This is a genomic window from Micromonospora sp. NRRL B-16802 (assembly GCF_001279555.1).
In the GTDB taxonomy this organism is placed as follows: Bacteria; Actinomycetota; Actinomycetes; order Mycobacteriales; family Micromonosporaceae; genus Micromonospora; species Micromonospora profundi.
Genome location: NZ_LGEB01000049.1, coordinates 1 through 11,778 on the forward strand (window position 1 = coordinate 1; position 11,778 = coordinate 11,778).

General features: G+C 74.3%; 9 protein-coding genes. 7 read left to right on the forward strand and 2 right to left on the reverse strand.

What is annotated here, in order from left to right:
* Positions 1-2,386, reverse strand: a 2,386-nt coding sequence (locus ADK66_RS07980; protein ID WP_082377323.1) for a xyloglucanase, incomplete at its 3' end; no start/stop codon positions are given.
* A gap of 336 nt (positions 2,387-2,722) precedes the next feature.
* Here ADK66_RS07980 and ADK66_RS07985 point away from each other — a divergent pair.
* The 3 genes from ADK66_RS07985 (at position 2,723) to ADK66_RS07995 (ending at position 4,515) form a co-directional block, all read left to right on the forward strand.
* The gene (locus tag ADK66_RS07985; RefSeq protein WP_053653271.1) at positions 2,723-3,409 is read left to right on the forward strand and encodes a BON domain-containing protein; all 687 of its coding nucleotides are present in this window, start codon (positions 2,723-2,725) and stop codon (positions 3,407-3,409) included.
* A 63-nt stretch (positions 3,410-3,472) separates the two neighbouring features.
* Entirely contained in the window at positions 3,473-3,970 is a 498-nt protein-coding gene (locus ADK66_RS07990; protein WP_053653272.1) for a redoxin domain-containing protein, read from the forward strand.
* Positions 3,967-4,515 (forward strand): thioredoxin domain-containing protein, encoded by a 549-nt coding sequence (locus ADK66_RS07995; RefSeq protein ID WP_053653273.1) that lies wholly within the window; start codon positions 3,967-3,969, stop codon positions 4,513-4,515. The genes ADK66_RS07990 and ADK66_RS07995 overlap by 4 nt, the downstream gene beginning before the upstream one ends.
* Before the next feature lie 32 nt (positions 4,516-4,547).
* Here ADK66_RS07995 and ADK66_RS08000 read toward each other — a convergent pair whose 3' ends face one another.
* Positions 4,548-7,475, reverse strand: a complete 2,928-nt coding sequence (locus tag ADK66_RS08000) for a LuxR C-terminal-related transcriptional regulator (protein ID WP_231639964.1) — start codon at positions 7,473-7,475, stop codon at positions 4,548-4,550.
* A 166-nt stretch (positions 7,476-7,641) separates the two neighbouring features.
* Here ADK66_RS08000 and ADK66_RS08005 point away from each other — a divergent pair, with 166 nt between their 5' ends.
* The 4 genes from ADK66_RS08005 (at position 7,642) to ADK66_RS08020 (ending at position 11,647) form a co-directional block, all read left to right on the forward strand.
* Positions 7,642-8,082: a hypothetical protein gene (locus ADK66_RS08005; protein WP_053653275.1), complete on the forward strand. Its 441-nt coding sequence runs from the start codon at positions 7,642-7,644 to the stop codon at positions 8,080-8,082.
* Positions 8,079-9,227: an alcohol dehydrogenase catalytic domain-containing protein gene (locus tag ADK66_RS08010; RefSeq protein WP_053653276.1), complete on the forward strand. Its 1,149-nt coding sequence runs from the start codon at positions 8,079-8,081 to the stop codon at positions 9,225-9,227. The genes ADK66_RS08005 and ADK66_RS08010 overlap by 4 nt, the downstream gene beginning before the upstream one ends.
* A gap of 49 nt (positions 9,228-9,276) precedes the next feature.
* Entirely contained in the window at positions 9,277-10,452 is a 1,176-nt protein-coding gene (locus tag ADK66_RS08015; RefSeq protein ID WP_053653277.1) for a trans-acting enoyl reductase family protein, read from the forward strand.
* 109 nt (positions 10,453-10,561) lie between these two features.
* Positions 10,562-11,647 (forward strand): MerR family transcriptional regulator, encoded by a 1,086-nt coding sequence (locus ADK66_RS08020; RefSeq protein ID WP_053653365.1) that lies wholly within the window; start codon positions 10,562-10,564, stop codon positions 11,645-11,647.
* Positions 11,648-11,778 lie beyond the last annotated feature (131 nt).

The window sequence follows — 11,778 nt, forward strand, 5'->3', positions numbered from 1 at the left end:
GTGTCGTCGGAGGGGGCGTCGTCGGAGGGGGCGTCGTCGGAGGGGGCGTCGTCGGCGGCGGGGTGGTGGGTCCGCCGGTGCGCTCGCCGACAACGATCCCCCGACCGTTGGTGCCGAGGTAGACCCGGCCGTAGACGCGGGGATCACCGGTCAGCGCCTCGGTCGGGTTGCCGTACTGGTGGCGGTCGTCGTTGACGCGTACCCAGGTCGTGCCGCCGTCGTCGGAGCGGTGCACTCCAGGCTGACCCTCCACAGTGCCGTACAGGAAGACGGCCGGGTTGGTCCGCCCCGGTGCCGCCTTGCCGAAGCCGACGTTGCCGGAGGCGCTGACGCCGCCCAGCTTGGCGAAGCTGGCGCCCGCGTCGGTGGACCGCCACAGCCCGCCGGGTCCGGCCAGCCACAGCTCGCCCGACCGGCCGGGCAGGGCCTTGAACCGCACGTCGGAGGTGGGCAGCCCGGTCGCCGCCGTGGCGGTGAAACTCGCACCGCCGTCGGTGCTGAGGTAGACCCGGCCGCCGCTGAAGCCGTAGAACCGGTTGGGGTCGACCCGGTCGGACTCGATTGTCGCGTTGGCCGGGATGCCCGTGGACGGTGTCCAGGTGTTGCCGAAGCCGACCGAGTAGACAACCCGCTGACCAGCGTCGCCGGGCGCCCAGACGAACCGGCTGCCGTCGGCGGCGGCCGCGACCGTACCGCCGGTGTTGACCCCGGACGGCTCGGTGCCCTGGAACCAGGTGGCGCCGCCGTCGGTGGAGAAGGCGACGTGGCTGTCGCCGGGCCGGTCGGCGTCGGTGAAGTTGCCGGAGCGGACGAGCACGGCCGGCTTGCTCTCGGCGTAGTCCAGGCTTGTGGTGCTCGTGAAGACCGGTTGGGTGAACAGCATTGCCGGGATGGCGTCCAGGTCGGTGTGCCGGAAGCCGCCGACGTCGCCGAGCGCGCTGATCAGCGGCGCGCCGCTGGGCGGGCTGATCAGGTCGAGGACAGCGGTCTCCTCCAGGCCGCGCACCATCGGCTTGATGGTGAACTGGCCGCCGGTGTCCCACTTGGTCAGGTCGGTGGTGCCGTAGATGGTGGCGCCGGTGCCGTACATCATCCGGTTGGAGTCGTGCGGGTCGATCTCCACCGACTCGTTCATCCAGCCGAGCTTGGGCGAGGACTCCGGTGGTGCCGGGTTGACGCCGAACGTCAGCCAGGGCACGGAGCTGACGTCCATCGTGTAGCGGCGGGACTGCTCGGGATAGCTTGTGAACTCCCAGATGCGGGTCCAGCTCGCCCCGCCGTCGGTGCTGCGGAAGAAGATCGCGTCCGGCCACCAGGAGACCTGGGTGGCAACCAGCAGCGTGTTCGGGTGCTGCCGGTCGATGGTCAGGCCGCTGTAGCCGAAGTACGCGTCCGCGCTGGTGGACGGCACCGGGCTGATCCGCGTCCACGCTCCGGTGGACCTGGTGAACTTCCAGACGTCACCCTTGCCACCGTCGTACGGGCCGCCGGTGTCGCTTGTGGCGATGTAGAGGTGACCGCCGACCGGATCGACGACGCCCTTGTGTGCCAGGTAGCCGGTGGGCTGGCCGGGGATGCGCGCCCAACTGACGCCCCCGTCGGTGCTGCGGTAGACCGGATTCTCCTTGTCCGCCACGCCGACGTAGATGGTCTGCGTGGTGGAGCCGGCCGAACCGGTGCTCTTGTCGAAGCTCACCCAGGTCAGGCCCTGGTTCTGCCCGCTGTAGCCGTTGGGGTCGCTCGGGTCGGCCCGGTAGTTGCCGACGTTGGGGAAGGCGGTGACCTTCGCCCACGTGGCCCCGTGGTCGGTGCTGCGCCACAGCCCGTTGCCGCCCTCGGCGCCGTAGTAGACGATGCTGTTCCGGTTGGGGTCGACGGCGAGCCGCTCACCCATCCCCCGGCCCGGCATGTTGCCGCCGTTCTTGAACGGCAACTCGGTGATCTGCCAGGTGGCGCCCTTGTCGGCCGAGCGGAGGATCGCGCCGTTGTTCGGGTCCCATCCGTTCGTGTACATGCCTACCGCCGCGTACACCCGGTTGGTCTGCACCGGGTCGGTGGCGATGCTTACCACCCCGTTGTAGCCCCACCGGTCGGCGCCGACCCAGTCGAGCAGGGGCGTCCACGACTGGCTGGACTGCTCCCAGCGGTACGCGCCGCCGATGTCGGTCCGGGCGTAGATCAGGTTCTTCTCGGTGGGGTTGAAGACGATGCCGGGCACGAAGCCACCGCCACCGACCTGGACGTTGCGCCAGCTGTACGCCTCGGCGGCGGCCGAAGCCGACGACGAGTCAGCCGCTGGCGCCGAGGCGGCGGCGAAGGGGGCCACCACGACGCCCGCGGCGACGGCCAGCGCGGACACCACCGCACCAGCGAGACTTCTGGACACGCTTGTTCCTCTCGGCAGGGACGCCCGGGGGACGGGATCGACGAGTGGTCACGCCGTGGCCCGGGGGACGGGCACGACGCTGGGACGGGCCGGAGCTGCCCTGGCTCCAACCACCCGACGCGACGGCTCTGCGCGATCGAGGAACGCGCTTACCTTAACCGATTCCGCGCCGCCATGGAAGCGCTCCCACCATCGATGTTCGTAGCTTGTGAAAGAGGCGGTCACCTGAATCGGATGAGGACGGCTCACCCGTGCCGCCGGCAGGATCGGACCCCGGCGGACCTGCGGCTCCGGCCGCGACCCCGGTCCGCCAGTCAACCCAGCGGAGGAGGGCCGATGGCCGTCGCGACGATCAGCCGCACCGACCAGGACATCCAGTCCGCCGTACTCGACGAATTGACCTGGGAACCCCGGGTGCAGCCGCACGAGATCGGCGTGACAGTCGACGAGGGCGTCGTCACGCTGACCGGGCGGGTGGACAGCTACGCCAAGAAGTGGGCCGCCGAGCGGGCCGCGCACCGCGTGGTCCAGGTCCGGGCCGTCGCCAACGACCTGGCCGTGCGGCTTCCCGGCAGCGCCGAGCGCGCCGACCCCGACCTGGCGGCCGCCGCCGGCAACGCGCTGGAGTGGGACGCGTTCGTGCCCATCGAGAAGCTCCAGGTCACCGTGTCGGCCGGCTGGGTGACGCTGCACGGCGAGGTCGAGTGGGAGTACCAGCGCCGGGCCGCCGAACGGGCCGTCTGCCGGCTGACAGGCGTACGCGGGGTCAGCAACGGCATCAGCGTCCGACCGGTCGCCCCGCTGGACAGCGCGAACCTGGCCGAACGGATCGTCGACGCGCTCGCCCGCGCCGAGGCCACCGCGGCCGAACGGATAAGCGTCCGGGTACACGGCGACACAGTCGTACTCACCGGGCTTGTGCACTCCATGCCCGAACGCGCCGAGGTGGAGCAGGTGGCCTGGTCCGCGCCGGGCATCCGGGAGGTCCAGAACCACATCGCTGTCGCCCCGGTCCTGCGCTGACGAACGCGGAACCACCCCGGGCGGGTGAGCCCACCTCACCCGCCCGGGAAGCAGGCTGGGGACATGAGTGATCCCAACGGGCTGATCCAGCCGGGACGCCCCGCGCCCGGTTTCACCCTGGCGAGCACTCCGGACGGGCACCAGATCGGGCCCGAGCAGTTCCGGGGTCGACCCGTCGTCCTCGCCTTCTATCCCGCCGACTGGAGCCCGGTCTGCGGCGACCAGATGTCGCTCTACCAGGCGGCGGGACCGATGTTCGACCAGTTTCAGGCTGTCGTGCTCGGCATCTCGGTGGACAGCATCTGGTCGCACCGGGCCTTCGCCGAGAGCCAGGGCATCACGTTTGCGCTGCTCGCCGACTTCGAACCGAAGGGCGAGGTGGCCCGCCGGTACGGCGCGTACACCTCGCGGGGCGTTGCGGCACGGGCGCTCGTGGTGCTGGACCCGACCGGCACCGTCGCCTGGAGCTACCTGTCCTCACCCGATGTCAACCCAGGCGCCGACGGGATCCTCGACGCCCTGGAGCGGATCGCCGTCGACCGGAAGGTGGTGGCCGGATGACCACGCCATTTCAGGTGACCGCCCGACTGCGGGAGCCGGTCACCGTCGAGGACCATGTCCGCGGGCCGTCGAACGCCGCGGTGACCATCATCGAGTACGGCGACTTCCAGTGCCCGTTCTGCGGTGCCGCGTACCCGAACCTGCACGAGTTGCTGCGCCAGCGCTCCGACACGGTACGGCTCATCTACCGCTACTTCCCGATCGCCAACGTGCACCCGTACGCCGAACGTGCCGCCGAGACGGCCGAGGCCGCCGCCAGCCGGGGCAAGTTCTGGGAGATGCACGACTGGCTGTACGAGCACCAGGACCAACTGGACCCGGTGCACCTGTCGCTCGGCGTTGAGCAGCTCGGGCTGCCGCCGGACGAGGTGAACGACGAGGTCGAGCGCGGGGTGTACGCCGACCGGGTGCGCCGGGACTTCGTGGGCGGAATCCGCAGCGGGGTGAACGGCACGCCCACCCTGTACATCAACGACGTCCGGCACGAGGGCGGGTTCGACCTGCCCGACCTGCTGGCCGCCGTGGACGCCGCCGCCAACGCCTGACCCGTCGCCTGATTCGAGGGGCTCACCGCCGCTCAGATCAGGCGCAGCTCGCGCGCCCGCCGGACCGCCTCACGCCGGCGGGTCGCGCCGAGCTTGCGGTAGATGTTGCGGACGTGGGTCTTCACAGTGTTTACCGATAGCGACAGCTCGGCGGCGATCTCCACATTGGACAGGATGCTCTGCAGGTAGCGCAGGATGGTCAGCTCCCGCTCGGTGAGCGGCTCGTCGAGCGATCGGGCCGGCTCTGCCGACGGCGGGGTCGCGCTCTGCTCGACCTGGCGCACCAGGTCGCTGACCAGCGGGAAATGCGCGGTGCCGGCGTCCAGGTGCGCGGCCAGCAGGTCCCGCACCGACGGGTCGGCGCGCGTGAAGACCCGACGGCAGCCCTGCGCACCGGCCAGGTCCAGCACCTGCTCCAGGGTGCGGCCGACCCGGCGTACGTCCCCGCTCCGGTCGGCCAGCACCGCGTCCAGTAGGCCGGCGTCCAGGCGTACCGGCAGGGGCCAGGCGTCGGCGGGCGGCGCCTGCCAGTCCGGCAGGGTCCGCCCGGCGGCGGCGGGGTCACCGGCGCGCAGCTGGACCCGGGCCAGGGCCACGGCGAGCGCCGGGGTGGCGGCGTCGGCGGTGGCGTCGGCCAGCAGGGTCCGGGCGCCGTCCAGGTCGCCCCGCCAGGCGCGGATCTCGGCCTCCGCGGCCCGCAGCAGACCCGACAGCTCGGCGGCGCTGGGCTCGTCGGGCAGCGACTCGCGGGCCCGGACGAGCATCCGCTGGCCGGTCGCCGGATCACCGGCGTCGCGGTGCAGGTGCGCCCCGCACCACGCGGCGAGGGCCGCCGCGACCGGTTCACCGGCCGTGCTGGACGACCCGGAGCCCGCCTCGACGGTGCCGACCGGTCCGGTGGCCTGGGCGGCGAGCGCGAGGTTCGCGCCGGCTTCCTCGGGCTGGTCACGGTGCAGCGCCACCACCGCCAACGCCAGGTACGCGTAGGAGCAGTCGAGCCGGCAGGACCAGCCCCGGCACGGCGGCATGCCGAGGGCGTCGCGGGCCGCCCGCTCCGCCGCGTGCAGATCGCCGCGCACCGCGAGCAGCAGCGCGGAGCGGCTGGCACCGACCAGTTCGGTGCGGGGTCGGCCCGCCTCCCGTGCCGCCTCCCGCGCCCGGACGAACCGCCCGGCGGGCAGCGCGCCGCAGGCCAGTTCGACGAGCCCCAACGCCGTACCGGTGAACGCCCGCAGGTCGGCGTCGTCGGTGCTGGGCGGGTGGGCCGCCGGCCGGCCCGAGGCGAGGCCGGTTGACCCCGACCCGGGTGACACGGGCCCGGCCGGCGCGGACGCGGCCGGCGCGATGCCGGGCGATGTGCTCGTGGCCGGCGCGGAAGTGGCCGGCTCCGACGTGGCTGGCGCGACACCGGTCGGCGTGCTTGCGGCCGGACGCGTGCGCAGCAGCCGGGCGGCGGAGGCGCGGACTTCGGCCCGGTCACCGGCGAGCCGGGCAACTGTCAACTCCAGGGCTGTCGCCATCCGCAGGAACCGGTCCCGGCGCGGCACCGGCAGGGCATCGGCGTACGCGGCGGCGTCGCGCAGGTGGCCGCTGGCTGCGGGCAGGTCGCCGACGTACGCCCGCTCGGCGGCGCAGGCCAGTGCCACCTCCGGATCGGCGCGCAGCACGTCCGGTGGCGGGGACGGGGGCGTCGGGCCGCTGACCGGTTCGTCGTCGTACCGGGTCAGCTCCGGCCAGTGCGCGACGAACAGGTCCCCGGCCAGGTCCCACCGGCCGGCAGCGAGGGCGTGCCGCAGGCCGTCGGCCGGGCGCCCGTCCCCGGCGTACCAGTCGGCCGCCCGCTCGTGCAGTTCCCGCAGCTCGTCGCCGGGCAGCCGGGCCAGCTCGGCGCGGAGCAGGTCGGCGAGCAGCGGATCGCAGCGGTACCACGGCGGGCGGCTGTCCTCCCGGCGCAGGAGACCACCGACCTCGGCCAGGTCGGCCAACGCCTGCCCGGCGTCGGCGCGACCGGTGAGCGCCTCGGCCAGGTCGGCGCAGACCGTCTCGGCGAGGGCGGTACGGCGCAGCAGGTCCCGATCGGCCGGGTCGACGGCGGCCAACACCTCCTCGCGCAGGTAACCGGCGATCTCCGGCTGGTCACCGCCGAACTGCCCCACCCAGCGCTCGGGGTCGGGCCTCCCCCGCAACGCCAGCGCGGCGATCCGCAGCGCCGCAGGCCAGCCGCCGGTACGGGTCCGCAGCCTGCGTACCGCAGTGGCGGGCAGCGGTGCGCCGTGGGCGGTGAGCAGGTCGGCCACCTCGTCGTCGGTGAAGGCCAACTCGTCCGGACCGATCTCGGTCAGCTCACCGGCGAGGCGCAACCGGTGCACGGCAAGCGGCAGCCCTGCCCTCGCACCGACCACCAGGTGCAGCCGCCCCTCGCAGTGGCGCAGCAGGAACTCCAGCCCGGTCAACGCCGCCGGATCGGCGACCCGGTGCAGGTCGTCCAGGACCAGCAGCACCGGGCGTTCCAGGGCGGCCAGCCCGGCGGCGAGCAGTTCCAGCTGGTCGGGGCGCGGTGGGCCGGCGGGCAGCGGCGCCACCGGGTTGTCGTCCGCCGCCCCGGTCGCGGTCCGCAGCGCCGCCGCCAGGTACGCCCACAGCCGGTCGCCGTCGTCACCCGCCTCCACCGAGACCCACGCCGGCGCCGGCCCGGGGGCCACCGCCTGCCCGACGCCGACGTCCGGCGCGGAGCCCGCCTCGGGCGTGGCGGCGGCGAGGCGTACCCAGGTTGCCAGCAGTGTGGTCTTGCCCCAGCCGGCGGGCGCGGTGACCAGGGTGACCGGTCCGGCGCTGCCCTCGTCGAGCCGGCGCAGCAGGCGGGGCCGGGCCACCACCGGCTCGGGCGGCACGGCAGGGGTCAGCCGGGACGCCAGCAGCGGCGGTTCTCCGGGCAACCCCGGTGCCGTGCCCACCCGCACGCGATCACGCTGTTCCGGCACCCGGCCCCACCCCCACCGACGCGTCCCACCCCTGGTCGGCTGCGGTTACCCGACCCGCGACGGTTCACCCCTTCCGGGCGAGCCCGCTTCACCCGGTGCCGACCGACGATCGGGGGACGTGGATCCGGCAGGACGGAAGGGACGGATGGGACGCCTGACACGCACGGGATCCGCCCTGACCCGCGCCGCGCTGGCCAGGGCGCGACGGCTGGTGCGCGTACCCCGGTGGCGTCGCCGACCCGGTGCGGACGGCGACCCCACAGCGGCCGCGCGGTGGGAGGTGGTGACGGTGGACCGCCCGCCGGAGCAGGTGCTTCCCGACGGCCGGTGGCCGGAGCCTCTGCGCCGCCTGGGCGGCGCTGTCGAGGTGCGGATGCGCCCGGCGCCCGGCGACCGCGGCACCGAGCTGGCCGCCCGCCCGCTGGCCGGCGCCGCCCCGACTGTCGGCCTCGCCGCCCACCTCGTCGGCGACGACCCGCGACTGCTTGTCCGCCGGACGTTGCGCCAGGTCAAACAGCGGGTCGAGGCCGGTGAGGTGCTGCGTGCGGACCGCTCCGCGCTGGACCGCCCCGAGGCCCCCGGGTGAGGGCGCTGTGCTGGGTGGCCGCCGACGAGCTGGCGGTACGCGAGGTGCCCGACCCGGAGCTGCGCAACGAGCGGGACGCCATCGTCCGCGTCCGGCGCAGCTCCACAAGTGGTGCCGACCTGCCGCTGCTGGCCGGTCGGGACCCGCTGCTGCGCGCCGGTGACGTGCTCGGCACCGAGTTCCTGGGTGAGGTCGTCGAGGCCGGTCCGGCCGTCCGGCGACACCGGGTCGGCGATCGTGTCGTGGTCGGCGCGAGCGTCGCCTGCGGCGGCTGCTGGTACTGCCGCCGGGGCCGGCATTCCTGCTGCGACAACGGCAGCACCGACCCGGTGACAGCCGACCCCGGCTGGGGACGCTCGGACGCTGGTTGCTTCGGCCGGCCCCCGGCGGCGGGTGGCTTCGCCGGCGGTCACGCCGAGTACGTCCGGGTGCCGTACGCCGACGTGGGCGCGTTCCGGGTGCCGGACGCGGTGGGCGACGACCGGGCGCTGTTCGCCGCCGACGCCGCGCCGACAGGCTGGCTGGCCGCCGAGTTGGGCGATGTGCGACCCGGCGACGTGGTGGCGGTCTGGGGCGCCGGTGCCGTCGGCCAGTTGACCGCCCGCGCCGCGTTGATGCGCGGCGCCGACCGGGTGGTCGTCGTCGACAGGCACGAGGAACGGCTCCGGATGGCCGAACGGCACTCCGGCGCGGAACCGCTCGACTACCGCCGTACCGACATCCCGTCGGAGTTGCGGGACCGCAGCGGTGGACGCGGCGCGGACGTGTGCGTGCTGGCTGTCGGCGCCCCGCCCGCGCGGTCCGTCACCGAGCGTCTCGCCGGGCGGGGCGCCGACCGCCCGGACGCGCTGCACGAGGCCGTGCACGCCTGCCGCAAGGACGGCGTGGTGGTGGTACTCGGCGGTGCGGAGGCGTTCGTCGACGCGTTCCCGCTGGGTGCGGTGACCGACAGGCGGCTCACGCTGCGCGGGGCAGGCCGGCCCGACCTGCGGGACGTGCCGATGCTGCTGCACCGGATGGCCCGCGACGAGCTGCGGACCGAGCACCTGGCCACCCACCAGCTGCCGCTGGAGGACGGCCCGAAGGGGTACGCCCTGTTCCGGGATCGCGCCGACGGCTGCGTCCGGGCCGTGTTCACGCCGTGAACCGCCCTCGTGATCGGCGGGTGGGGTCGACGGGTGGCAGACTCGCAGGATGGCTGGGGAGCGGACGTACGACGTGGTGTTGTTCGGCGCGACCGGCTTCACCGGCGGGCTGACCGCCGATTACCTCGCCCGGCACGCGCCGCCCGGGTTGCGCTGGGCGCTTGCCGGGCGCAACCGGGACCGCCTCGCCGCCGTGCGCGACCGGCTCGCCGCGATCGACCCCGCACTCGCCGACCTGGCGCTGCTCACCGCCGACGTGACCGACGCCGACTCGCTGCGGGCGGTCGCCCAGAGCGCCCGGGTGGTCGCCAGCACCGTCGGCCCGTACGTCCACCACGGGGAGCCGCTGGTCGCCGCCTGCGCCCGGGCCGGCACCGACTACCTGGACATCACCGGCGAGCCGGAGTTCGTCGACCTGATGTACGTCCGGCACCACGCCGAGGCGAACCGCACCGGCGCGCGACTGGTGCACGCCTGCGGGTTCGACTCCATCCCGCACGACCTGGGCGTCTGGTTCACCGTCAAGCAGTTGCCCGCCGACGTTCCGATCACTGTGGACGGCTACGTACGCGCCGGGGCGCGGTTCTCCGCAGGCACGTACCATTCCGCGCTCACCGCGTTCTCCCGTACCGGGGAGGCGAGCCGGGCGGCCCGCGCCCGCCGGGCCGTCGAACCACGCCCGGCCGGCCGCCGGGTCCGGGCGATACCCGGCCGGGTGGCCCGTTCGGCGGAGCTGGGCATCTGGGCCGTGCCGCTGCCCACCATCGACCCGCAGGTGGTCCGCCGCTCGGCGGCGGCTCGCCCCGAGTACGGCCCGGACTTCCGCTACCGGCACTTCGCCGCCGTGAAGCGGCTGCCGACCGTGCTGGTCGGCGCTGTGGGGCTCGGCGCGCTTGTCGGCCTGGTGAAGCTGCCACCCACCCGACGCTGGCTGCTCGGTCGGCTCGCCTCCGGGCAGGGGCCGACAGCGCAGCAGCGGGCGACGTCCTGGTTCCGGGTCCGGTTCGTGGGCGTCGGCGGCGGCCAGCGGGTGGTCACCGAGGTCGCGGGCGGCGACCCGGGCTACGACGAGACGGCGAAGATGCTCGCCGAGTCCGCGCTCTGCCTGGCCCTCGACGACCTGCCGCCGGCCGCCGGCCAGCTCACCCCGGTCAGCGCGATGGGCGACGCGCTGCTCGACCGCCTGATCCGGGCGGGGCTGACCTTCCGCGTGCTGACGGAGTAAGGAAGGGCACCTTACTAACGCCTTTTGCATAGGAAGGGGCCCTTCCTAACTCTCGGCGGCTTGACTCTCGACCAGGTTGAGGGGGCAGGATGCCGGCGTGGTGAGCGACCTGCACAGCATCGGCGAGCTGGCCCGGGCCAGTGGCCTGACGGTGAGCGCCCTGCGCTTCTACGACTCGGCTAACGTGCTGGAGCCGGCCCTTGTCGACCCGGTGACCGGCTACCGCTGGTACACCGACGAGCAGATCGCCCCGGCCCGGCTGGTGGCCGGGCTGCGCCGGGTCGGCATGCCGGTGCCGGAGATCGCCGCCGCGGTCCGCGCGGAGCCCGCCGAGGTGCACCGGCTGCTCGACGCGCATCTGCGCCGGCTGGCCGACGGGCTCGCCGACGCCCGCCGCGAGATCGACAGGCTCCGGGCCCTGGTCGACCCCGCGCCGGCTCAGGCCACGACGCTGCTGCTCTCCCCCACCGAGCTGGCCGCCGCGCTCGACGCGGTGCGTTTCGCCGTCGGCGCCGACCCGGAGCTGCCGGTGCTCTGCGGGGTGCTGCTGGACGTCGAGCCGGACGCCGTACGACTAGTCGCCACCGACCGGCACCGGATGGCGCTGGCCCGAGCCGGGGCGACCGTCGACGGTCCGCCGACGCGGGTGCTCCTGCCCGTGGACCTCGTCGACCGGCTGCGCCGGCTGCTCGACAGCGAAGATCCCGAGCCGGTACGGCTGACAGTGGCCGGAACCGACCTGCGCATCGCGGTGGCGGGCCGGACGCTGACCGGCACCGCCCTGCCGTACGACTTCCCGGACTACCGCCGGCTGCTGCGGGAGGCGGTCGGCGAGCACAGGGCCACGTACCGCGTCCCGGTGGACGTGGCGGCGCTGCGGGCCGCGCTGACGGCCCCGGCCGCCCCCACTGTGGCCCGCGAGTACGCCGGCCGGCCCCTGGCGGTGACAGTCCTCGGCCTCGACGACCGGGGCGGCCTACGGGTGCTGGACCCCACCGACGAGCCCGACCCGGCCGGTACGGACCAAGCCGGCGGATTGCGGATCGGTGTAAACGGTGACTACCTGCTCGACGCGCTGGCCGCCGCCGGGGGGCCGCAGCTGGTGCTGGAGCTGGACGGGCCGATCGCCCCGCTTGCCGTCCGTCGCCCGGGCGACGCCGACACCTTCTCCGTGCTGATGCCGATCCGGCTCTGACAGCTCCTGCGGTCGGGCTGACAGCTCCTGCCGGTCGGGCTGACAGCTCCTGCCGATCCGGCTCTGAAACGGGGTCGTCGCTCCCCGTCCCGGGTCGAAACGGGCGCGACGGTAGCATCTGGTGGTCCACC

What these genes read in the sequence shown, in the direction of transcription:
- ADK66_RS07985 (WP_053653271.1), top strand. Translation starts at nt 2,723, where the DNA reads ATGGCCGTCGCGACGATCAGCCGCACCGACCAGGACATCCAGTCCGCC.
- ADK66_RS07990 (WP_053653272.1), top strand. Translation starts at nt 3,473, where the DNA reads ATGAGTGATCCCAACGGGCTGATCCAGCCGGGACGCCCCGCGCCCGGT.
- ADK66_RS07995 (WP_053653273.1), top strand. Translation starts at nt 3,967, where the DNA reads ATGACCACGCCATTTCAGGTGACCGCCCGACTGCGGGAGCCGGTCACC.
- ADK66_RS08005 (WP_053653275.1), top strand. Translation starts at nt 7,642, where the DNA reads ATGGGACGCCTGACACGCACGGGATCCGCCCTGACCCGCGCCGCGCTG.
- ADK66_RS08015 (WP_053653277.1), top strand. Translation starts at nt 9,277, where the DNA reads ATGGCTGGGGAGCGGACGTACGACGTGGTGTTGTTCGGCGCGACCGGC.